This window comes from Donghicola sp. (assembly GCF_025210255.1).
GTDB classification, from domain to species: Bacteria; Pseudomonadota; Alphaproteobacteria; order Rhodobacterales; family Rhodobacteraceae; genus Donghicola; species Donghicola eburneus.
This window is the reverse complement of record NZ_JAOARZ010000027.1, coordinates 1-21,646: the sequence shown is the minus strand read 5'-3', so window position 1 is coordinate 21,646 and position 21,646 is coordinate 1. Positions and strand designations below refer to the sequence as shown.

Below are 21,646 nucleotides of genomic sequence, written 5' to 3'. Positions count from 1 at the left end.
ATCATGGAAAACATCCGACTCTCTCTTGCGCTCGAGGCAGGCCTGACCCTGCCCGAGGACGGTCCCATTGCAGTCTTCCGTCCGCGCGGCGACACACCGCTTGATCCCCTGCCCCGCGACCGGGTCGAGGCGATCCAGAGCTTTGCCCCTGATCACGCCATGCTGACCGCGCGCGGCTACCGCGCTGTGACTGCGGAAACAGGCCCCTACGCGCTGTCCATCGTCTGCCTTCCCCGCGCCAAGGACGAGGCTCGCGACCTGATCGCCCGCGCCATGGCCGCCACTCCGAACGGCACCGTGGTGATCGACGGCGGCAAAACCGACGGCATCGAATCCGTGCTCAAGGACGTGCGCAAGCGCGCTGATGTCCACGGCCCGATCTCCAAGGCCCATGGCAAGATTTTCTGGTGCGCCGCGTCCGATGCCTTTGCCGACTGGCGCAAAGCGCCGTCCAAAAACGCGGATGGCTACCTGACTGCGCCCGGCGTCTTTTCCGCTGACAAAGTGGACCGCGCCTCGCAACTCTTGGTGAACACCCTGCCCAAGAAACTGGGCCGCCGCGTGACCGACCTCGGTGCAGGTTGGGGCTACATCTCGGCCAACATTCTGGACCGCGAAGGGCTGGAAAGCCTGCATCTGGTCGAAGCCGAGGCCACCGCTCTGGACTGCGCCCGCGAGACGGTCAATGACGACCGCGTCCGGTTCCACTGGGCCGACGTGACCCGCTGGCACCACCCTGAAAACATGGACGCCGTGGTGATGAACCCGCCGTTCCATACCAGCCGCGATGCTGATCCGGCCATCGGTCAGGCGTTTATTCGGGCAGCCCACGGGATGCTGGCGCAGAACGGCAAACTATGGGTAGTCGCAAACCGCCATCTCCCCTATGAATCAACCTTGGGCGAGTTCTTTGCCGAGGTGTCAGAGATCGCCGGTGACAGATCTTTCAAGGTGCTCGAGGCTGTGCGCCCGCGCCGCAGCCGCTAACGCAGCGGATTTACCAAGAGGTTTCGAGCTATGGGTTTTTCTATCCAAGGCAAGACGGCAATCGTCACAGGCTCTGCCAACGGCATCGGCTTGGCCATCGGCCGCCACTTTGCCAACAAGGGTGCGAACGTCATGTTCGCCGACATGGACGAAGCGCAACTCAAGGCCGAAGTCGGCGACATGGCCAAGAAAGAGGACAACGTCCAATTCTTTGCCGGTGATCTGCGCGAACGTCTGACCCAAGCGAACCTGCTGTCGGCCACCATCGACGCGTTTGATCGCGTCGACATCTTGGTCAACGCCTCGCGTCAGGTTCTGACATCGGACCCTCTGAACTCCGAAGATGACGCGGTCGAACAGCTGCTCCAGCAAAACATGCTGACCAGCTTGCGCATGACCCAGATGGTCGCCAAGCGCATGATCAAGCAGGCCGAAAAAGAGGGCAACGACAGCAACTCTGCCGGTGCCATCGTCAACCTGTCCTCGATCCTCGCGACCCGCACGCACCCCGATCTTCTGGCGTTTTCGGTCAGCGCCGCGGCGCTCGACCAGATGACCCGCTCAATGGCGGTCGCGCTGGCCCCCAACCATATCCGCGTGAACGCATTGGCCTTTGGCAGCGTCATGAGCTGCTCGCTCAAGGACACGCTCAAGGACAACCGCGACTTCCGCAACGACATCGAAAGCCACACCCCCATGGGCCGCATCGCCAGCCCGACAGAGGTGGCAGAGGCTGTGCATTTCCTCGTGTCCGACGCGGCCAGCTTCATGACCGGTCAGATCGTCACTGTCGATGGCGGCCGGACCCTGCTGGATACCGTCGCCGCCCCCGCGCACTAATTCCCGATCACGCGGGCGGGCAGAACGCTTGCGCCTGCGCCGTCTGACTGACCAGAGCATCCCTGCGCGACAGCAGTTGATCCAGCTTGCGCTGTTCGGTCGGAATATCTACGGCCACAGGCCGCTCGACCGTCCGCAGATTGCGCCCATTACACAGGCGGATCGACACATTCCCGCCAGAGCCCGCACAGAACTGCACGCGGCTACGGCTTTCCAGCGTCTGATCCATGCGGAAGCCCCTGTTCACCACCACCCGCTGCTCGGCAATCAGCGAATCCAGAATCCGCAGATCCTCGGACGCATCAGACAAGCATTTCTCGCGGGGCGTGGCGCACGCGGCCAGCACCAGCAATAGCGGCAGAGTGTATCGGAACATCACGGGTCTCCTGTGGATTGCACCCCTTATACGCAGCCAGCGGCACAAGGGGCAAATCACAGATCAGACGATGACCTCGACCCGCAACACCCTGCGCGCTAGGGCAAAGCCGATCGGCCCCACCACCATGCTCGCCACAAAGGCAATCGGCCACGCGGTCAGAAAATTCGGCCCCCACTGGGCCAACCACGCGGCGCTAAAGCCCATGTGGATCACGCTCATCACACCGGACATGAACAGCGCCATCATCCCAGAGATGAACAGTTGCGCGACAATAATGACTTTCTTGGGTTCCATCGGATCCTCTTTCATTCAAGAGGGGGCGCAGGCGCATCACGCAGGCATCCCCCCATAGGTTTGGGTTGGATGCCGCGGGTTCAGAGCATGCCCTGACTAAATCCTGCGCCGCTGCGCAAGGGACCGGGATAACCGAACCGGCCCAACATTTTTCGGCTCTTTGTATTTAGCTGCGGCGCAGCACCGCGTCAATTCGACGGGCCAATCAGCGCCAAATCCGACAGGGTCGCCCGCACATGGGTGTCCGTGTCATCGCTGTCCGCCGAAATCGCCAGCCCCACCAGCGCGCCCGCATCCCCGCCAAAGGCACGGGCATAATCCGATCGCAGGTTTACCTCTTCCGTATAGCGGCCTGTGCCTGCAGGGCGTTTGATGAACATGGCACCTTGGTTGTTCATATAAGGCGAGGCGGCAATCAGCCCCGTGTCCCCATCACGACCGCCCCACGTGTACAGCAGCACACGCACAGACGATTGCTTTAAAATCCAGCGAATGCCGCGCTCTTCGGCCTCGGCCACCAGATCACTGGGCAAAAAGACAAAGTAGAGTGACAGATTGCGGTCGTCGCCGCCCTTCTGAGTGAGATCGGTGGGGGGTACAGATTCGCTGACCTCCCACGTCCATCGGGCCTGTATGGCGTCTCGATCATAGGACGGCACCCGCTGCCACAGCAGCGAAACAGTCCCGTCCGATGCGACATCAACCGCATGACCACGTTGCAAATATTCGTTGGAGGCGAACAGAGAAAAGCGCTGTTCTTTCCATCCCCCGTCAAAAGGAACAGAGGCGCCCGCGATTGTTGCGGCCAACGACAATGGAAATATCAAAAATGCATAAAAGAATCGGTTCATATCGCCAATATAAGTTGGGATTTTGCGGTGTCGCGAACCTTTTTATCACAAATGCGTAACGCGCCGCATCGCGTCCCTCTGGTCAGTGTCCCGTCCACCTGCTAGCCATTTCCCAACGAACGAACGGAGGGGCCCATGACCGAAGAACTCGTCACCGAACGCGAACGTGCATCCGCATGGTTCAAAGAACTGCGCGACCAGATCGTCGCCGCGTTCGAAGGGCTCGAGGACAGTCATACGGGCCCTCTTTCGGACAGCATGCCCGCAGGCCGGTTCGAAGTGACCCCAACCTCGCGCACCGCTAACGATGGCTCTGACGCCGGTGGCGGCCTGATGTCCGTCATGCGCGGGGGCCGCGTTTTTGAAAAGGTCGGCGTGAACATTTCGACCGTCTACGGCACCTTGGGCGAACGGGCGCAGATGGCGATGGCCGCGCGCAAGGGCATCCCCGGCATGAAAGAGGACCCGCGCTTCTGGGCCTCTGGCATCTCATTGGTCGCGCATATGCAGAACCCCCATGCCCCCGCGGTCCACATGAACACCCGCATGTTCTGGACGCCCCATGCGTGGTGGTTCGGCGGCGGGTCCGACCTGAACCCCTGCATCGAATACGCCGAGGACACCCAGCACTTCCACGACACCCAAAAGGCGCACCTCGATCCCCACGGGGCCGACTGGTACCCCAAGCTCAAGGCATGGGCGGATGAATATTTCTACGTCCCCCACCGCAAGCGCGCGCGCGGCGTTGGCGGAATCTTTATGGATGACCAGTGCAGCGGTGATTGGGAATCGGATTTCACCCTGACCCAAGACATCGGCAAAGCCTTCCTGCCCGCCTACCTGCCGCTGGTGGAAAAGCGCCGCGACACCGACTGGACCGACGCGGACAAGGACACCCAACTGGTGCACCGCGGGCTCTATGCGGAATACAATCTGGTCTACGATCGCGGGACGAAATTCGGCCTCGAAACCGGCCACGATGCGAACGCCGTTTTGATGAGCCTGCCGCCTCTGGCCAAGTGGGTCTAAAGCATCGCGTCATGCGCTGACGTATGTACGTAAGCCATACGTCAGCCATACGCGAACCAGACCCTGTTTTTGGTGGGGTCAGAGGACCCTTTGCCCGCCCCGCCAGACCGCCTGCACATTCAGATCGTCGTCCAGATGAACCAGATCGGCAGGGCTCCCAAGCTCGATCCGGCCCAGGTCATCGCGCCCGATCACATCCGCCGGAACGCGCGTCGCCATGGCCAGCGACTCTTCCAGTGGCACACCTGCGTTAACCATGTTTTTCACGGCCGTGCTCAGGTCCAGATCGGCCCCCGCCAGCGTCCCATCCTCTAGGGTCAGGCGCCCGCCAGATCGCATAACCCGCCGATTATTCAGGGTAAATTCTGTCATCTCGGTGCCCGCAACCGCCATCGCGTCGCTCACCAGAAACAGCCGGTCCACCCCCGCTTTGGCCCGCCAAACCGTCGCCAGAAGCCCCTCGTGCACGTGCATGCCATCCGCAATCAGGCCCGCCGAAAGCCGCGGGTCCGCCAAAGCAGCGCCGACACAGCCCGGCGCGCGATGCTGTAGCCCCGTCATGGCGTTAAACAGGTGGGTCACAACGCTCGCCCCCGCCTGCGACGCGGTACGACAACGGTCATAATCCGCCTCGGTGTGGCCCAGCGAAACGATCACGCCGCACTGCACCAAGCTATTGATATGGTTGTCAGAAACAAGTTCAGGCGCGACCGTGATTTTCAGGCATCCCAGCACCCGCGCCGCATGGCAATACAGCTTCACATCCACATCTGTCATAGGCCGCAGCAGTTCTGGGTCATGGGCCCCAGCACGGGTCAGGTGCGGCCCCTCCAGATGCAAACCGACCAAACCCTGCACGCCCTCTTGGCGCGCCTCGACCACCGCATTCACAGCGTCCTGAAACACCTCAAGCGGTGCCGTGATCAGGGTCGGCAAAATCGACGTGGCCCCCAATTTTGCATGGGCTTCGGACATCAAACGCAGGGTCTGGGCCGTGGGCGCTTCGTTCAGCATCGCGCCGCCGCCGCCGTTCACTTGGATGTCCACAAAACCCGGACACAGGATGCCACCGCCCAGATCGTCCCCTTCGAGCGGGCCGGTCGCCAGAACGCGGCCCTCCTCTAGCGCGACGCCCATACCGTCGTGAAGTTTCACCCCATCAAAGACCCGCGCACCGGATAAGATCATGGCATTTCAGCAGCATAGGCAAAGGCCCCATCTAGGGCGCTGCCCTCCTGCTCCTTCAGGTTGGCCCGCATGTCCGCAGGCAAATAAGGTTTATACACGGGCCCCAAACTGCCCGTCAGGACCAAGGGCACCCCGTCTGTCCAGCCAATCCGCCGCAGCGTATCCGACAGATACGCCGCCCCACGATTCAGCAGGTCCATCGCTACCTTATCACCCGTTACCGAAGCGTTAACCACGAGCGGAGCAATTTGCCCAAACCACGCCGGATCAGCCAGAGCCGCGTCGCGCATAATCCGAGCGGGCCCGCCCTTCAAGAGCTCTGCGACAAGCGTGCTTTGCAGTCCGGCCCCTTCGTGCGTCATCAATGCGGCGCGCAACGCCTCTCGCCCCAGCCAAGCACCACTGGCCTCGTCCCCCAAAGCCAGCCCCCAGCCGCCCGCAAACTGCACGGCGCCATCTCTGAGGCAGGCCACATATGAGCCTGTACCAATACCCGCCAAGGCCCCGACACCAGACGACAAAAACGCGCCGCGCACCGCGATCGCGCGGTCGTCCAAGACCTTGAGATGTGGAAATTTCAGGGCATTGAGGACCCGCGCTGCGTCTGCCTCGTCCAAGACGCCTGCGAGCCCCATGCAGATGCGCGCATCCTGCAATTCGCCCGCAGAAAGCCCTAGTTTTTCTAGGCCCAAACGCAGGTTCGCCAGCGCGCCATCAAAGTCACTAGAGACATTCGCGGGGCCGGCAGTCGCCTCGGAATAGTCCGCGCCACGCCGCATGGCATAGCGCGAAACCGTGCCGCCGCCGTCCACTGCAATCAGGATCGGCGCGGTCAAAGCCTTAGCTTTCGCGGACGGTGTCGATCATCAGCTGGACATTGTCGGGGTTCGCGTCCGGCGTAATCCCGTGGCCCAAGTTGAAGATGTGCGGCCCGTTCTTGAAGGTCTGTACGATGTGGCGGGTCTCATCCACCAGCGCCTGACCACCGGTCACCATGTGCGAGGACGCCAAGTTGCCCTGAACGCAGCCATCGACCTGCACATTCGCTGCCGCCCATTCGGGGCTGACCGAGTTGTCCAGCGCCACGCAGTTCGCGCCGGTTTCCTTGGCAAAGCCGATGTACTTGTCGCCTGCTTCACGCGGGAAAGCGATCACGGGCACACCGGGGTGACGATCCTTGATTTCGCTGATGATTTTCTTGGCGGGGGCCAAGGCGTATTTGTCGAACGCCTCGCCTTTCAGCGATCCGGCCCAGCTGTCGAATAGCTTTACGCACTCGGCGCCCGCACGGATCTGCGCAGACAGGTATTCGATGGTCGAGTCGGTCAGACGGTCAATCAACGCCTCGAACAGAGGGGTGTTTTCCTGCATGAGCGCGTGCGCCGGACCTTGGTCCTTGGTGCCACGGCCCGCGATCATATAAGTTGCCACGGTCCAAGGCGCACCGGCAAAGCCAATCAGCGCGACCTCTTTGGGCAGAGCAGAGGACAGGTTGCTGACGGTCTGATAGATCGGGGCCAGATGGTTGTGGATGTCGTCCGCGCCTTTAAGCTTTGCGAAATCTTCTTCGGTTGTGATTGTGGACAGACGCGGACCTTCGCCAGTCACGAACCACAGATCAGCCCCCAGCGCATCGGGGATCAGCAGAATGTCGGCGAACAGGATAGCCGCGTCGAAGCCGTAACGGCGGATCGGCTGCAACGTCACCTCGGTCGCCAGATCGCTGTTGTAGCACAGGGACAGGAAATCGCCGGCTTCGGCGCGGGTGGCGCGGTATTCAGGCAGATAGCGGCCTGCCTGACGCATCATCCAGATCGGCGGTGTGGGCAGGGTCTCGCCCGACAGGGCACGCAGCAGCGGTTTGGTTTCGGCCATGATGTCCTCTGTTCTCTTTGGCAAGGTTGGTCCCTTGTCTGCGACCCTGTGTCAAGGTCTTGGCGGTGTGGCGCAACGTATCGCGCTTGCATTGGGCATCAAGGGCAAGCTATCGATTGCGCCATGACACAGATGCTTCCGACCCCCGATCAGCCGCTCAAAATCGGCACCCGAGGCAGCCCGCTCGCGCTGGCGCAAGCCGTAGAAACCCGCGCCCGTCTGATGGCCGCCTTCGATCTGCCCGAGGCAGCGTTCGAGATCGTGGTGATCAAGACGACCGGTGACAACCGCGCCATGATTGACGCGGACCGCCCGCTGAAAGAGATCGGCAACAAGGGTCTGTTCACCAAAGAGATTGAAGAAGCCATGCTGTCCGGCGGCATCGACATCGCCGTCCACTCGACCAAGGACATGCCGGTTCTGCAGCCCGAGGGGCTGATCGTGGACTGTTTCCTGCCCCGCGAGGATCATCGCGACGCGTTCATTTCATCGAACGTGGACAGCATCGCTGACCTGCCCTCTGGCGCCGTTGTCGGGACATCCAGCCTGCGCCGCCGTGCGCAGCTCTTGCACAAGCGCCCCGATCTGACCGTCGTGGAATTCCGCGGCAACGTGCAAACTCGCCTGAAAAAGCTGGCCGATGGCGTGGCCGACTGCACGTTCCTTGCGATGGCGGGCCTGAACCGCCTGGGTATGGACAGCGTCGCGACCTCGCCCATTTCCGAAGAGGACATGCTGCCCGCAATCGCCCAAGGCACCATCTGCATCGAGCGCCGTTCGAGCGACGACATGGCGGGCCAAATGCTGGCCGCGATCCACCATGCGGACACTGCGATCATGATGGCGGCAGAACGAACCTTGTTGGCGGGTCTGGATGGATCGTGCGAGACTCCGATTGCGGGTCTGGCCGAACTGAAGGATGGCATGGTCCGTCTGCGCGCCGAAATCCTGCGCCCCGATGGATCGGAAAGCCTGACCGACGAGGCGAGCGCGCCTTATGCCGACGCTGCCCAGATGGGCGCTGACATGGCCGCGCGCCTGCTAGAGCGCGCCGGAGAAGGCTTCTTTGACTTCAAAGGCTGAATGGATGGGACAGCCTCTATTGGCTGTCCTCACCCAGTTTCGGGGCAGCTTTGTCCAGTGACAACTCTGCCTCGGAAAAGCGGATCGGCGATCGCACACCGGGCACCCTATCCGGCGCGATCTGCATCTGGCGCGCGATGATCTGTGGATCGGCAAAGACTTCGGACATATCATTGATCGGCCCAGCAGGGACGCCCTGCGCCTCGCACGCTGTCAGCAGATCAGCCTTGGTCCACCCTGCAATCACGGGGGTCAGCGCCTGATCCAAAGCGGCCCGATTGGCGACCCGCGCAGGATTGGTCGCGTAGTCCGGAGCGGCTGCCAAAGCAGGCACCCCAAGCAATTCGCAGAACCGCGCAAACTGCCCGTCATTTCCGACCGCGATGATCAGGTGCCCATCGCTACACGCAAAAACCTGATAGGGCGCAAGATTCGGGTGGGCATTCCCCAGCCGCTGGGGCGCATCCCCCGTGGCCAGATAGTTCATCGCCTGATTGGCCATCACCCCGACCGCCACGTCAAAGAGCGCCAGATCGACCTGTTGCCCCCTGCCCGTCCGATCGCGCTGATACAGCGCCGCCAGAATCGCGTTGCTCGCATAGAGGCCCGTAAAAATATCGGTGACTGCGACACCCACCTTCATGGGCTGCCCCTCGGGCGATCCGGTCACGGACATCAGGCCGGACATACCTTGGATGATGTAGTCATAGCCTGCCCGCGCGGCATAGGGTCCGTCCTGCCCGAAACCCGTGATCGAGCAATAGACCAAGCGCGGGTTCACCTCGCGCAAGCTCTCGTAGTCCAAGCTGTATTTCTTCAGCCCATCAACCTTGAAGTTCTCGATCAGAACATCCGCTTCGGCGACCAGTTTGCGCACAGCCTCTTGGCCTTCGGGAGTTCGAAAATCGGCGATGACCGAGCGCTTTCCACGGTTACAGCAGTGGAAATAGGCAGCACTCCGGTCGCCCTCTCGTTCGATGAAGGGCGGGCCCCAGCGGCGGGTGTCGTCGCCCTCGGGGCTTTCGACCTTGGTGACCTCGGCCCCCAAATCGGACAGCAGTTGACCGGCCCAAGGGCCGGCCAGAATACGCGCCAGTTCGACGACTTTTACACCTGCAAGAGGCGCAGTCATTCGGCCTCGGCGAGCGCCTCGTCGAGGGCAGCAGAGAAGTCGGCATAGTTCATGTTCGGCTTTTTCTCGCCATTGATGAAGAAGGTCGGCGTGCCGGTGATGTTATCTTTGGCATCGTTCGCCTGATACCAATCCACCAGCGCCTGTGCCTTGTCCGCATCACTCAGGCACGCGTCCAGTTGCGCATCATCCAAGCCTGCAATCTTGGCATAGCGGCGCAGATGGCCAACCATGTCTGCCGCAGATTCGGCACGCGCCCATTCGCTCTGGTTTTCAAAGACCAGATCAGAGATCCCGAAGTAGCGCAGCGGACCGCCGCAACGCGCCACCATCGAGGCCCACAGACCGGGGCGGTCGAAATACGCCTCGCGGAAGACGAACTTCACCTTGCCGGTATCGATGTAGTTTTTCTTGATCTCCTTTAGCGGACCATCATGAAAGTTTTTGCAGTGCGGGCAGGTGAACGACGCGTATTCCACGATAGTCACAGGCGCGTCCTCTGCCCCCATGACCATCTCGGTCACGGTCGCTTCGGCAGTGGCCTCATCGGTGGCAGCGTCCGCGGTGGCGTCTTGCGCATAGGCTGCGGCGGGCAGCAGCGACGAAGAGGTTTCAGGCGTGCTGGTCAGCCAGAACGCGCCACCAAGGGCGGCGACTGCGATTAGGACGGATGCGAACAACTTACGGGTCATTTAGGCCTCACGTTTTGGGTCTTGTTCTTCAGGTATACGTTCTGCGCCAGCCGTTCCAGCGCAGCGCGAAGGTCATTGTCCCCCACGTCAGCGGCCGTCTGTGCAGCAGCAGCGCGAATTTCAGGGGTGGGCTGGGGCTTCGATTTTTTCGGTGCGTGGCCGAACTGCGCCTGCCCTTCTGCAAAGCCGGTCGGCGCAGTTTGCGTGATGTAGACCCGCGCGATCGCATTGTAGCCGTAGCAGGAATTGACGCGGTTGCGGATCATATCCTTTTGCATTTCCAGCATCGGAGCGTTCGCGCCGGTGGTCAGCAGGGTCAACGTCGCCCCCATGCCTTGGCGTCCATAGCCAACCTTCACGGGGCGGGCGATAGCGGCGATATCCTCGCCCACGACCTCGGACCAATGGGTCAGCAGACGCGCCACGGCAAAGCCACGCTTTTCGCCGACTTGGCGAATTTGCGTTGTCAGCAGATTGCTGGTGCGGGCAAAGCCGCGCGTGGATGGCTTGCGTGGGGCCATGGGTCTTGCATCCTTCTGTCTGGCACTATTCTAGTGACACGCGCCCCGAGGGCCAGAGCCCTATTGGCACAAAGGATAAAGAATGCGTGACACTTCGGCGATCCCGGTTCCAAAATCTGAAACATTGCTGGACTGGTACGATGGCCACGCCCGCAAGATGCCTTGGCGTGTCGGCCCTGCCGAGCGCAAGGCTGGCGTGCGCCCCGATCCCTATCGCATCTGGATGTCAGAGGTCATGTTGCAGCAAACCACTGTGGCTGCGGTCAAAGACTACTTCCTAAAGTTCACCGGAAAATGGCCCACGGTCAGCGACTTGGCCGCAGCCGAGGACGCGGACGTCATGGCGAATTGGGCCGGTCTGGGGTACTACGCCCGTGCTCGGAACTTGCTGAAATGCGCCCGCGCGGTAGCGGATGAACATGGCGGCGTGTTTCCACAGACCTATGCGGAGCTGCTGAAACTGCCGGGCGTTGGGCCTTATACCGCGGCGGCTGTCGCCTCGATCGCGTTTGATGAGCCTGCGGTGGTGGTCGATGGCAACGTCGAACGCGTCATGTCCCGTATTTTTAACGTGCAAACGCCGCTGCCCGACGCCAAGCCTGAACTGACCGAATGGGCTGCGACCCTGACCCCAGACGACCGCCCCGGCGACTACGCCCAAGCGGTGATGGACTTGGGGGCGACCATCTGCACCCCGCGCAATCCGGCCTGCGGGCTGTGCCCGTGGCGGGATAACTGCCGCGCGCGGCTCGAAGGCACGCCCACCGACCTGCCTCGCAAGAAGCAAAAGAAAGCCAAGCCCAAACGTCGTGGCATTGCCTATATCGCGCGCCGTGTGGACGGCGCCTATCTGCTGGAAACACGGCCAGAAAGTGGTCTACTCGGCGGTATGCTGGGGTGGCCTGGCTCTGACTGGGCCGAAACCGATCCCGTGCCTGCTCCTCCGATCCGCGCCGAGTGGAAGACCCTGAACGAAGAGGCAAAGCACACCTTCACCCACTTCCACCTGAGCCTAACCGTTCTGACTGCCCTTGTCCCAATGGAACGGCAGCCCGAGCGCGGCGAGTTCATTGAGGCAGGCGCATTTGATCCCGCGTCCCTGCCCACGGTGATGCGCAAGGCATTTGCCCTGACAGATCGCGGCAAAACGTGAATTTGACGCGGTTGGCAAAGGGCTTAGGCTGCGCGCAATGATCATTGGAGCCTGACATGATTCCCGCTGTACAAGTGTCCCGTTTTTCGCGCGCCCTGCCGTTCTGGCTACCGGTCCTGCTGTTGCCATTGGCGTGGTTCTGCGCGGTCACAGGAGGATTGGCGATTCTGCTGATGCCGATCGTGACGTGGTACATGTTCAGCGTGTTGGACGCCGTTGGCGGCTTGGAAACCGAGAACGCCGACCCCGAGACGCCCGAATCGGATTTGTTCTGGTACCGCGCGATCACCGTCATGTGGCCACCTCTGCAATTCGCTACTTTGTTCGGGATGATCTGGTACGTGACCCGCGCCGAACACCTGAATACGCTGGAGAGCATCCTGATGTTTTTTGGCGTCGGGGTGATCACGGGGACCATCGGGATCACCTATTCCCACGAATTGATGCACCAGAAAAACGCCAAAGAACGGTGGCTCGGGGACATCCTGTTGGCGATGGTGATGTACTCGCATTTCCGCAGCGAACACCTGCGCGTCCACCACGTCTATGTCGGAACGCCCAAAGATCCGGTGACCGCCCGCTATAACGAGGGCTTCCACCGGTTCTTTCCCCGCGTGCTGCGCGAATCTCTATTGTCCTCGTTCAGGGCGGAGAAAGCGATGCTGGCCCGCCGTGATCTGCCTTGGACGCACAAATCCAACCCCTTCTGGCGCTATTGGGCGCTGCAGGCGGCGATGCTGGTGCTGGCCTTTGTGATCGGCGGATGGGCAGGGCTTGGCCTATTCCTGTACCAAGCGTTCATCGCGATCTGGCAACTGGAAATCGTGAATTATGTCGAACACTACGGTCTGACCCGCAAACATCTGGGGGATGGCAAATACGAGCACGTCAAACCGCACCACAGCTGGAATGCCTCGCACAAGGGGACCAACTGGCTGCTGATCAACCTACAACGCCATTCGGACCACCATTATAAGCCCGACCGGCGCTTCCCCCTGCTGCAGAATTATTCCGAGGATGAGGCGCCGCAACTGCCCCACGGCTATCCGCTTATGACGATGGGTGCGATGATCCCCAGCTATTGGCGGCGGGTAATGAACCCCAAAGTGCGGGAATGGCGCGCCAAGTATTACCCCGAGATCGAGGACTGGAAGCCCTATAACAAAGGGCAGAACCCCCTGCCCCGTTAACGGTGCTCGCGAATATATTTGATGACGTCTTCGGCGAACGCGCCAACGGCAAGGAAAAAGAACCCCGCGCCGATAAAAATGTAGCCGGATGTGAACAGCTTGCCCGCAGGCGTGATGGGCACCAGATCACCGTAACCAACAGTCGAGATCGTGATGACCGAAAAGTAGAGAGCTTGGACGAATCCCCAGCCTTCGATATGCATGTAGATGACAGAGGCAATCGACACCAAAAGCAGGTTCACTGAAAACAGAGCCAGAACCAATTGGTGCGTGAACGCTTCGTAGATGGCCCGAAGCAGGCGGATGTAGGCCGTCAGTAGCTGCATCATCGCCTCGAAAAAGCGCCCCGCCGCGAATGGGATTACCAGCGGGGCGAAGTTGAGACCGCGTATGACAAAGAAACGCGGTCGCAGGCAACTGGAGTTGCTTGTTAGGGTTTAGTTGGTCCGGCCTTCCATTTCGGCGCGGATTTGCTGGCGCAGCACGTCGATCGGAATGATCTGGCCATCACGCTTGAAGTGCCAGTAGGTCCAGCCGTTGCAGCTGGGGGCACCTTCGTAATGTGCGCCGACCTGATGGATCGAGCCCTTGAAGTCCTTGCCGACCAGAGTGCCATCCGCACGGACAATCGCCTTGTAGCGGTTGCCGGTGGAGTAAAGCTCATCGCCGGGCTGGAGCATGCCACGTTCGACCAACTGGCCAAAGGGGACACGGGGGGCTGCACGCTTCGACGTCGACACCTCGAGGGCAGTCTTGTCGTAGGGTTTGACTTGGGCAATACGCTCTTCGGCGATGGCGCGATAGCTTTCTTCGCGCTCGATCCCGATGAAGTCGCGGCCCAGCATCTTGGCCACAGCGCCGGTGGTGCCGGTGCCAAAGAAGGGGTCCAGAACCACATCGCCCGGGTTGGTGCTGCCAACGATGACGCGGTGCAGCAGGCTCTGGGGCTTCTGGGTCGGGTGGGCTTTGTTGCCCTCCTCGTCTTTCAGGCGTTCGTGGCCGGTGCAAATGGGCAGGACCCAGTCGCTGCGCATCTGGACACCTTCGTTCAGGGCTTTCAGGGCCTCGTAGTTAAAGGTGTACTTCGCGCCTTCTGACTTGGACGCCCAAATCATAGTCTCGTGTGCGTTGGTCAGACGCTTGCCGCGGAAGTTAGGCATGGGGTTGGACTTGCGCCAAACCACGTCGTTCAGGATCCAGTAACCAGTGTTCTGGAGCGCTGCGCCAACGCGGAAAATATTATGATAGCTGCCAATGACCCAAATGGCGCCATTCGGCTTCAGCAAACGGCGGGCTGCAGCCAGCCAGCCACGGGTAAATTCGTCATAAGCTGCAAAGCTGTCGAATTGATCCCAGTGATCATCCACAGCGTCGACCTTGGAATTATCCGGACGGTTCAACTCTCCGCGCAATTGCAAATTGTACGGGGGATCCGCAAAGATCAGGTCAACGCTGTTTTCAGGAAGCGAGTTCATCAACTCGATGCAGTCACCGCCCAAAATAGCGTTCCTTGGGAGCGCGCACTGCGCGTCCTGCTTGGAATTCTTTGTCATTTTTTGTCTGCCTCTAACACCGGCGCTTAGTGCGCTCTAGTTGTGGATAAAAATGTGGGAAACCCGGCAGAAGGTCAATTTCTTTTTTGAATCAGGAAGTTAAGTTTTTGCCTTGATACAAGATGTTGTGGATAGGTTTGAAGGTACGCCTATGGTGCTCTGTTGCGCCCAAAAGCGTAAGTGCATCCATGTGGGCCTTGGATCCGTAGCCTGCATTCTTCTCCCAGCCGTAGCCGGGGAACTGCTCTGCAAGGTCGCGCATGATGCCATCACGGTGCTCTTTTGCGATAATCGAGGCCGCCGCGATTGACACGGATCGGCTGTCCCCTTTGACGATGCATTCAGAGAAACCATTGAGTTCAGGGGGAATTTTATTGCCATCTATCAACAGGTGCGCGGGCTGAACGTGCAAAGCTTCGACCGCACGGCGCATGGCAAGGAAGCTGGCCTGCAAGATGTTGATCTGATCGATCTCTTCGACCGAGGCGGTTCCGATCCCGTACTGCGCCTTTTCCAGAATCACCTCGAGAATCGCGGCACGGCGCTTCGCGGTCAGCTTCTTAGAATCGTTCAGACCCTCGGGAATGTCGTCGGGGTTCAGAATCACGGCGGCGGCAACCACGGGTCCGGCCAATGGGCCACGGCCCACTTCGTCCACACCGGCCACTGGGGATAAACCGCGCGCCATCGCGGCGCGTTCGAAAGAATCGTCGGGTGAAGTTTTTTCTGTCATGGCTGCATGTGGCCCCTGCCTCGCGAATCCCGCAACCACAAAAAAGGCGGACCCGAAGGCCCGCCAGTTGCGGTATCACGTGGCGAGAGGGGACTTAGCGACGCAACAACGCGACCCCACGATTACCAAGGCACCGGGGATCGTATCCCTGAACATCTCGGCGCTGTTCGGTGCGAATCTGGCGCAGACACTCATTCGGCAATTTGCGGATGCGGATCTTTTCAGAGACGAGGCAGCCCATCTCGTACATCGCAACATCACGGCCCTGACGGGTGTCGTATGTCCGCAAGCAGCCGCGCGGCATCACTTGCGTGGATGTCGGCGCGGGCTTCGTCACCGGAGGCTTGATGTGATTCCAATGGTTCGACGACCCGTGGCCGTAAGTGGGGCGGTTGTTGCCGTAGTACGGATTATGAGTCGGCACATAGGTGTGGCGATCACGCTCGTCTTTGTATCGGTCCTTGTAGTGTTCAGCGCGCTGCTCCGCTTCGTTTGCGCGGTTGGCGTTGTTTACCGCAAGCGCGATCCCCGCGAGCGCCGCGATTCCCGCCAAAGCACGCAGCGCGTCGTTGTTTTCAGCCGCATGGACGGGCTGCGTGGCACCGCCCACAAACAAGGCGGTCGCGAGGGTCAAAGTCGTCAGGGTTTTGCTGATCTTTTTCATTTTCGGGTCTCCGTGTGGGCCAGCGGGTGTATCTGATGCAGCCACCGTCGTCAGAAACCTGAAAGTCGAGCAATATCATAGGATTGCTATGAGATAACCAGCCAAAGACCCACGAATGTTATTGCATATCACAGCGGGGATCGCGCATTTTTGGCGCATGAAACGCATCCTCTTTGCCCTCGGGCTAGTGGCATTGGCAGTCCCTGCTCAGGCGGCCTGCTACGCCGACTACAAAGCGAAAAAAGACGATCCGCTGCGCCTTGCCTACGGGGTCACGCAGGTCTCTGGTGACTGCACCAAGAAAAGCGCGGCCAACGGTCTGCGCCCGAAACTGGCAGCAGATGGCTGGACCTTGCTGAATATCGTTGGCACCTTTGAAGAGTCTGGACTGGAACAACGCAAAGGCGCGGCGGGTGACTTCTTCCTTCGTTACTAAGGGAAACCGGATCGTCTGGATCGGATTCGCGGTGGTGATCGCGATTCTCGGCGTGGCGGCCGTATTCCTGATCCTGAGCCTGCCCGATGCGAACGCCTTTAACGCGCAGGTCGAGCAGATTTTCATAGAGAATGACACCCTGACCGGCCGCGCCGATCTGAAACTATTGGAAATTCTGGCGCAGTCTGGAACCGCCTTTTCCGACACGCTGGCCAGCTACCGGATGGTGATCTTTGTGCTCTTGGTATTTTCCTGCGCAATGCTGCTGTCAGCGCTGGTGTTCCTGCTGCTGCTGACGACCCTGGGCCGCCGCATGGCCCAGATCGAACGGTCGGGCATTCAGGTGCGATCGCTCGTGATCCAACGGAACGAGAACATGGTTTACCTGAACGACATGGGCTTCAAACTGACCCCCGCCGCGATTGAAACCCTGTCCGTTCTGGCCGAAGCGCGGATGGACGATGACATCCTATCCGGCTCTGAAATCGAAGGCATGATCAGCGGAAAGGCCTCGGCCGACTGCGAAGAGGCCGCAGGCGCCACCAGAATCAAACGCCTCCGCGACGCCTTGGGCAACCAGATGGTCAGCGAACTGCTCGTCCGGAGCATTGCGCGGCGCGGCTATATGCTGTCGGTGGCGAAGGACGCGATTGACGTTCGGTGAGTGTGAGTGGATCGCATCCGACGCTTGGCACGACAGAAAGTTCCCTCAGAAAAACGCCTGAAGCCCCGTTTGCGCGCGTCCCAGGATTAGTGCGTGTACGTCGTGGGTGCCTTCGTAGGTATTCACCGTTTCGAGGTTGATCATATGGCGGATCACTTGGAATTCGCCGCTGATCCCATTGCCGCCATGCATGTCGCGGGCGTGACGGGCGATGTCCAAGGCTTTGCCGCAGTTGTTGCGTTTGATCAGGCTGATCATCTCGGGCGCGGCCTCGGCTGCGTCCATCAAGCGCCCGACTTGCAATGCCGCTTGCAAGCCCAAGGTGATCTCAGTCTGCATATCCGCCAGCTTCTTCTGAAACAGTTGGGTCTGCGCGATGGGACGGCTGAACTGCTTCCGGTCCAGACCGTACTGGCGCGCCGCGTGCCAGCAGAACTCTGCCGATCCCATGACACCCCAAGCAATGCCATAGCGCGCGCGGTTCAGACAACCGAACGGCCCTTTGAGTCCCTCGACGTTCGGCAGCAAAGCATCCTCGCCAACCTCGACCCCGTCCATCACGATCTCGCCGGTGACACTGGCGCGCAAGGAAAGCTTGTTCCCGATTTTCGGGGCAGACAAGCCAGCCATGCCCTTTTCCAGAACAAAGCCTTTGATCTTGCCCCCATGCGCATCGGATTTCGCCCACACCACAAAGACATCCGCGATCGGGCTGTTGGAAATCCACATCTTGGAACCGGTCAATCGGTAGCCTTTGTCTGTTTTTTCAGCACGGGTTTTCATCCCTGCAGGATCGCTGCCCGCGTCGGGCTCGGTCAGGCCAAAGCATCCGATCAGTTCACCAGAGCACAGGCCTGGCAGATATTTCTGTCGCTGCGCCTCGGTGCCGTAGGCATAGATCGGGTAAATCACGAGTGACGACTGAACGCTCATCATGCTGCGATAGCCCGAATCCACGCGCTCTACTTCACGCGCAATCAGACCGTAGGACACGTAGGAGGCACCAAGCCCGCCATATTCCTCGGGCACAGTTGCACCCAACAGGCCCGCATCCCCCATTTCCTTGAAGATTTCCGGCTCGACGCGCTCTTGCTCAAACGCCGCAACGACACGTGGCTGAAGCTTATCTTGAGCGAAGGCATGGGCGCCATCCCGCAGCATGCGCTCTTCTTCGGACAACTGTGCAGACAAGAGCAAAGGATCAGCCCAGTCAAAGGAGCCCAGATCGGGGCGGTCTTTTTGCTTTAGCTTTGGGGTCTCGAGCATGGTCTGTTCTCCGGCAGAATTGAACGAACGTTCTTATTGGGAACATAGGCACTTCCCGGTGTCCAGAGGACAAAATGAGACTAAAAAATCAAAAGGCCTCTCACAGCAGATGTGAGAGGCCTTGAGAGACTAGTATTGATCCCGGTTTTACTCGGCACCCGAGCGTGACTTGCTAATGGCCTTCTTCGTCGAAGTCGGGGCATTCACTACGATATCACCCAAAACATCCGAGAAGATGTCGACACTCTGCAGAACTTCTTTTGAGAAATACTTGCCGGCCTTTAGCGGCTGCGGCTTGTCAGTTGCACTTCTTTCGATCTGCTGCAGATCATTGAACATAGGGCTTCCGGAAAAAAATGCTGCGTCTAGTGCTTTGGCATCTTCTGCATACCGTTCTTTGATGAAGTCAATTTTGGATGCAGGCAGTTTCACCTTCTCTCCATCTTGCCCCAAAGGATTGTCCCGCATGTATTCGGCCATCACGCGGCCAATCGAGCCTTTACCTTCTTTGAACTTTGCCACGCCCTTCTTGTCTTTTTTATGCTTGGCGATCTGAAGGTGCAATTTGCGCAGTAGGGCCAACTGGCTAACTGTGAGAGAAGAGTTGGCAGCGATTTCTTCGGTAATACGAAATTCAGGACCGCCAACAAGGAAGTGAAAGAAATCCTGAATCGCATCTCGGTTATAGAGTTCGTCACGGATAAAGGGACGCAGTGTGAACCTGTCTCCGAACACATCCCGCCATTTCGAGAACCGCTCGGTGTAGTCGAACATGCGTTTTTCAGAGCTTGTTTGAATGAAACGCTCGATCGTTTCGACATCATTGCCTAATTTCACGCGCTCCGCGAATGCAGAAAGAATTTTGCCGCCATGTGGCCGCACGTAGGCGACGAGACGGATACGGTCTCTCAGTTTTGGCCAATAGGTCTTGATGGCTTCATCGAAGACCACGGGATCGACGAACTGAAAATGCTCCGCAGAGACAACTCCATAGTTTGCATCGCTTTTTGCCAGGACGTCATAGACTCGTTTGAACCGCTTTTCGCGCTCTGCAAAGCGGCGCTTCAATGTCAACGTTTTGGCCAAACCGATGTGATTATTCGCGGTTGGATAGATGAGTGTTTTATTCGAAATATCGTAGGCTTTTGCGACGAGCGCCTTTTGGATCGAAGTCGAGCCGGTTTTGGTGTCGCCCAAGTGAATTACAAGCTCATTAATCATCCTGGACCTCTCAACTGATGCGATCTAAAATTTTATCGGCGTTAGGCTTGCCGACCTAATCTACGAGAAATTTCCGCGCAACTTGGCTCTAACTTGCTAGTTGATCAAGCCTTTTCTGGTTGGCTCCGGCCAACCTCGATCTTATGCTGAAACGCGTAATCTCAGTACAGACTGATAGCGTATTTCGGCTAGAGATGCTGGTGACCCCGACAGGAAACTCCGCACTTGCATCACAAGCCATTGTTTCCTCATAAAAACTAGCGTTTTACCCCTAAACCGTGTGGGGTAAACGTGTGGGGTTTTATGGGAAGCTATAGTTACATCGAGCCAAGAAGACGGCGCTGGTACTTCGTTTTGGACGTACCCAAAGATTGCCGTAAGGTCGTGGGAAAAAGGCGGATTGTTCAATCGCTCAAGACTGAGAGCGTAACCGTCGCTGAGCGCTCAAAAGGCGCACTTCTCGACTACTGGAAAACCACCTTCGAACAAATCAGAAGAGGTGAGAACCCGCTCCTAGAAGGCTTGCCTGAAATTCTCTCCGAATACAGGGACGAACTAGAACGTGCGTCCGGCGACGAAGAAGCAACGCTCCTCGGAGTACTCGAAGAAGTTAGCGAAAATCTGGCGAAGACATACAGGGTCAGTGCGCCAGACATTGTGTCGGCAATCAGGGGCAAGAAAGTCGAAACGACTGAAAAGATAGAAGATTGGTTATCCACGGTCGACAACAATCAAAAATCGATCGACCAGAAGCGTAACGATGTGCTTCGGATGTCGAGGAAGTTCCGCTTCACTGACCAAATCTCGTCACGCTCAGTGAGAAACTGGGTCGATGAATTGAGAGAGACAATCTCGGACGCCACTATTGGCCGCCTTCTCTCATCCTGTCGTAGTTACTGGAACTATCTCGACAGGCAAAATCTCATCAACGAAAAAACCCACGAAACCAAATTTCCCTTCGACAATGTTCTTCCTAAGAACAAAACCAAGCGAAAGTCGGGACGGGCAATCGAGAGCGAAAGAAAGGCATTCTTGGCCACCGAAGTCGTCGATCTACACAAAGCTGCTCTCAACAAAGGGGACCAAACTCTAGCAGACCTCATCGAACTCGGAATGTGGACCGGAGCTCGGATTGCAGAGTTGTGCAACATCAAGTGCGAGCACGTATCTGATAAAGAGATGGAGATAATCGCCTCTAAGTCTCGTGCTGGGCGACGGAAGATCCCTATCCACGAGAAACTGAAACCAACAATTGCACGCCTCAAACGAGACAGCACTGACGGTTTTCTCCTTTGCGGTCAGTCAAATTCGAACAAGTACGATGACCGTTCTGGAGCCGTTGGGAAGCGCTTTGGCTCTCTAAAAAAGAAGCAAGGCTTCGGCCCTGAGCATGTCTTTCACAGCATTCGTAAGACCGTGGCAACGCTCCTTGAGAATGCTGGCGTTCCTGAACAACACAGCGCCGACATACTGGGACACGAAAAGTCGACTATCACCTATGGCCTCTATTCTGGTGGAGCGTTCTACGACACGCTGAAAGCTTCGATTGAACAGCTTGAATACCCTGCTTTGGTGAATGAAGCAGCGCCATAGAAATGACTGAACAAAACAGGCCTCAACTGGGGCGCTAACTGTCCTCTCATGATGGCAAAGAGCCGTCTAAGCGCCCAGCAAAGGCGCGATCCAAAAATGAAATCCACCAAAGCCGTTCTCTCTTGAGGGCGGCTTTTTTCTTTGAGTGCCCACCATGAACCGTACGCCTTCGGCGAGGGCCGTCTTAGCGGATTGAGGAATTAGGCTTAAGGCATGGCTTATGTCATGTTTAAGCAACTTTCCCAACGTCGAGATTTTATCCCCGGAGGACACGCCGCGGCGGCGGCATTGGTCTGATGAAG

26 protein-coding genes are annotated in these 21,646 nt (G+C 58.8%); 10 read left to right on the top strand and 16 right to left on the bottom strand.

Translation table 11 applies throughout. The annotated features are described in order from the left end of the window. Window positions 1–3 precede the first annotated feature (3 nt). Both N4A58_RS13355 and N4A58_RS13350 read left to right on the top strand, forming a co-directional pair. Window positions 4–987 (top strand): class I SAM-dependent methyltransferase, encoded by a 984-nt coding sequence (locus N4A58_RS13355; RefSeq protein WP_293710376.1) that lies wholly within the window; start codon window positions 4–6, stop codon window positions 985–987. 30 nt (window positions 988–1,017) lie between these two features. Next, the gene (locus N4A58_RS13350; RefSeq protein WP_072708534.1) at window positions 1,018–1,827 is read left to right on the top strand and encodes an SDR family oxidoreductase; all 810 of its coding nucleotides are present in this window, start codon (window positions 1,018–1,020) and stop codon (window positions 1,825–1,827) included. Window positions 1,828–1,834: 7 nt separating this feature from the next. On the opposite strand, the gene N4A58_RS13345 is transcribed toward N4A58_RS13350, so the two are convergent. The 3 genes from N4A58_RS13345 to N4A58_RS13335 form a co-directional block, all read right to left on the bottom strand. After that, complete coding sequence (locus tag N4A58_RS13345; protein WP_293710373.1) at window positions 1,835–2,203, bottom strand: hypothetical protein; 369 nt, start codon at window positions 2,201–2,203, stop codon at window positions 1,835–1,837. Window positions 2,204–2,266: 63 nt separating this feature from the next. Further along, window positions 2,267–2,500 carry a DUF2798 domain-containing protein gene (locus tag N4A58_RS13340; protein ID WP_072708538.1) on the bottom strand — a complete coding sequence of 78 codons (234 nt, stop codon included), beginning with the start codon at window positions 2,498–2,500 and terminating at the stop codon, window positions 2,267–2,269. A gap of 188 nt (window positions 2,501–2,688) precedes the next feature. Beyond that, complete coding sequence (locus N4A58_RS13335; RefSeq protein ID WP_293710371.1) at window positions 2,689–3,315, bottom strand: DUF3047 domain-containing protein; 627 nt, start codon at window positions 3,313–3,315, stop codon at window positions 2,689–2,691. Between the two features lie 171 nt (window positions 3,316–3,486). Here N4A58_RS13335 and hemF point away from each other — a divergent pair, with 171 nt between their 5' ends. Further along, window positions 3,487–4,380, top strand: a complete 894-nt coding sequence (gene hemF, locus N4A58_RS13330) for an oxygen-dependent coproporphyrinogen oxidase (RefSeq protein ID WP_293710369.1) — start codon at window positions 3,487–3,489, stop codon at window positions 4,378–4,380. 78 nt (window positions 4,381–4,458) lie between these two features. Here the strand turns inward: hemF and nagA are convergent, their stop codons facing one another. Genes nagA through hemE form a run of 3 tightly spaced genes read right to left on the bottom strand, consistent with a single transcriptional unit; the run spans window position 4,459 to window position 7,443 of the window. Continuing rightward, the gene (nagA, locus tag N4A58_RS13325) at window positions 4,459–5,568 is read right to left on the bottom strand and encodes an N-acetylglucosamine-6-phosphate deacetylase (protein WP_293710368.1); all 1,110 of its coding nucleotides are present in this window, start codon (window positions 5,566–5,568) and stop codon (window positions 4,459–4,461) included. After that, entirely contained in the window at window positions 5,565–6,404 is an 840-nt protein-coding gene (locus tag N4A58_RS13320; RefSeq protein WP_293710367.1) for a BadF/BadG/BcrA/BcrD ATPase family protein, read from the bottom strand. The genes nagA and N4A58_RS13320 overlap by 4 nt, the downstream gene beginning before the upstream one ends. A 4-nt stretch (window positions 6,405–6,408) precedes the next feature. Then, the gene (gene hemE / locus N4A58_RS13315) at window positions 6,409–7,443 is read right to left on the bottom strand and encodes a uroporphyrinogen decarboxylase (RefSeq protein WP_293710365.1); all 1,035 of its coding nucleotides are present in this window, start codon (window positions 7,441–7,443) and stop codon (window positions 6,409–6,411) included. Here hemE and N4A58_RS13310 point away from each other — a divergent pair. Both N4A58_RS13310 and hemC read left to right on the top strand, forming a co-directional pair. Continuing rightward, window positions 7,442–7,570, top strand: coding sequence for a hypothetical protein (locus N4A58_RS13310; RefSeq protein ID WP_293710363.1), 129 nt, complete (start codon window positions 7,442–7,444; stop codon window positions 7,568–7,570). The genes hemE and N4A58_RS13310 overlap by 2 nt on opposite strands. Next, window positions 7,567–8,526, top strand: a complete 960-nt coding sequence (gene hemC / locus N4A58_RS13305) for a hydroxymethylbilane synthase (RefSeq protein ID WP_293710361.1) — start codon at window positions 7,567–7,569, stop codon at window positions 8,524–8,526. The genes N4A58_RS13310 and hemC overlap by 4 nt, the downstream gene beginning before the upstream one ends. 16 nt (window positions 8,527–8,542) lie before the next feature. Here the strand turns inward: hemC and N4A58_RS13300 are convergent, their stop codons facing one another. The 3 genes from N4A58_RS13300 to N4A58_RS13290 are packed head-to-tail and all read right to left on the bottom strand — an operon-like array spanning window position 8,543 to window position 10,871. Next, complete coding sequence (locus tag N4A58_RS13300) at window positions 8,543–9,658, bottom strand: CaiB/BaiF CoA-transferase family protein (RefSeq protein ID WP_293710359.1); 1,116 nt, start codon at window positions 9,656–9,658, stop codon at window positions 8,543–8,545. Further along, window positions 9,655–10,350, bottom strand: a complete 696-nt coding sequence (locus tag N4A58_RS13295; RefSeq protein ID WP_293710357.1) for a DsbA family protein — start codon at window positions 10,348–10,350, stop codon at window positions 9,655–9,657. Before N4A58_RS13295 ends, N4A58_RS13300 begins: the two co-directional genes overlap by 4 nt. Further along, window positions 10,347–10,871 (bottom strand): DUF721 domain-containing protein, encoded by a 525-nt coding sequence (locus tag N4A58_RS13290; RefSeq protein ID WP_092463966.1) that lies wholly within the window; start codon window positions 10,869–10,871, stop codon window positions 10,347–10,349. The genes N4A58_RS13295 and N4A58_RS13290 overlap by 4 nt, the downstream gene beginning before the upstream one ends. An 82-nt stretch (window positions 10,872–10,953) precedes the next feature. On the opposite strand from N4A58_RS13290, the gene mutY reads away from it, so the two are divergent. Both mutY and N4A58_RS13280 read left to right on the top strand, forming a co-directional pair. Then, a complete protein-coding gene (mutY, locus tag N4A58_RS13285; RefSeq protein WP_293710355.1) occupies window positions 10,954–12,024 on the top strand; it encodes an A/G-specific adenine glycosylase in 1,071 nt (356 codons plus the stop codon). 56 nt (window positions 12,025–12,080) lie between these two features. Beyond that, a complete protein-coding gene (locus tag N4A58_RS13280; protein WP_293710353.1) occupies window positions 12,081–13,214 on the top strand; it encodes an alkane 1-monooxygenase in 1,134 nt (377 codons plus the stop codon). Here the strand turns inward: N4A58_RS13280 and N4A58_RS13275 are convergent. From N4A58_RS13275 to N4A58_RS13260, 4 genes are all read right to left on the bottom strand, one after another. Further along, a complete protein-coding gene (locus tag N4A58_RS13275) occupies window positions 13,211–13,540 on the bottom strand; it encodes a potassium channel family protein (protein WP_072708560.1) in 330 nt (109 codons plus the stop codon). The genes N4A58_RS13280 and N4A58_RS13275 overlap by 4 nt on opposite strands. 111 nt (window positions 13,541–13,651) lie before the next feature. Next, complete coding sequence (locus N4A58_RS13270) at window positions 13,652–14,767, bottom strand: site-specific DNA-methyltransferase (protein ID WP_072708562.1); 1,116 nt, start codon at window positions 14,765–14,767, stop codon at window positions 13,652–13,654. A gap of 91 nt (window positions 14,768–14,858) precedes the next feature. Continuing rightward, the gene (locus N4A58_RS13265; RefSeq protein WP_293710347.1) at window positions 14,859–15,500 is read right to left on the bottom strand and encodes a ribonuclease HII; all 642 of its coding nucleotides are present in this window, start codon (window positions 15,498–15,500) and stop codon (window positions 14,859–14,861) included. 94 nt (window positions 15,501–15,594) lie between these two features. Further along, complete coding sequence (locus N4A58_RS13260) at window positions 15,595–16,164, bottom strand: hypothetical protein (protein ID WP_293710345.1); 570 nt, start codon at window positions 16,162–16,164, stop codon at window positions 15,595–15,597. Window positions 16,165–16,321: 157 nt separating this feature from the next. On the opposite strand from N4A58_RS13260, the gene N4A58_RS13255 reads away from it, so the two are divergent. Together N4A58_RS13255 and N4A58_RS13250 are read left to right on the top strand one after the other, a co-directional pair. Continuing rightward, window positions 16,322–16,600, top strand: coding sequence for a hypothetical protein (locus tag N4A58_RS13255; protein ID WP_293710452.1), 279 nt, complete (start codon window positions 16,322–16,324; stop codon window positions 16,598–16,600). Beyond that, entirely contained in the window at window positions 16,578–17,264 is a 687-nt protein-coding gene (locus N4A58_RS13250; protein WP_293710343.1) for a helix-turn-helix domain-containing protein, read from the top strand. The genes N4A58_RS13255 and N4A58_RS13250 overlap by 23 nt, the downstream gene beginning before the upstream one ends. Before the next feature lie 45 nt (window positions 17,265–17,309). Here N4A58_RS13250 and N4A58_RS13245 read toward each other — a convergent pair whose 3' ends face one another. Together N4A58_RS13245 and N4A58_RS13240 are read right to left on the bottom strand one after the other, a co-directional pair. Next, window positions 17,310–18,530, bottom strand: a complete 1,221-nt coding sequence (locus N4A58_RS13245; RefSeq protein WP_293710341.1) for an acyl-CoA dehydrogenase — start codon at window positions 18,528–18,530, stop codon at window positions 17,310–17,312. A 147-nt stretch (window positions 18,531–18,677) separates the two neighbouring features. Further along, window positions 18,678–19,751, bottom strand: a complete 1,074-nt coding sequence (locus N4A58_RS13240; protein ID WP_293710340.1) for a hypothetical protein — start codon at window positions 19,749–19,751, stop codon at window positions 18,678–18,680. A gap of 303 nt (window positions 19,752–20,054) precedes the next feature. Here N4A58_RS13240 and N4A58_RS13235 point away from each other — a divergent pair, with 303 nt between their 5' ends. Beyond that, window positions 20,055–21,344, top strand: a complete 1,290-nt coding sequence (locus N4A58_RS13235; RefSeq protein WP_293710338.1) for a tyrosine-type recombinase/integrase — start codon at window positions 20,055–20,057, stop codon at window positions 21,342–21,344. A gap of 66 nt (window positions 21,345–21,410) precedes the next feature. Here the strand turns inward: N4A58_RS13235 and N4A58_RS13230 are convergent. Continuing rightward, window positions 21,411–21,646 (bottom strand): hypothetical protein (locus N4A58_RS13230; protein ID WP_293710336.1); only part of this gene is annotated, 236 nt, incomplete at its 5' end.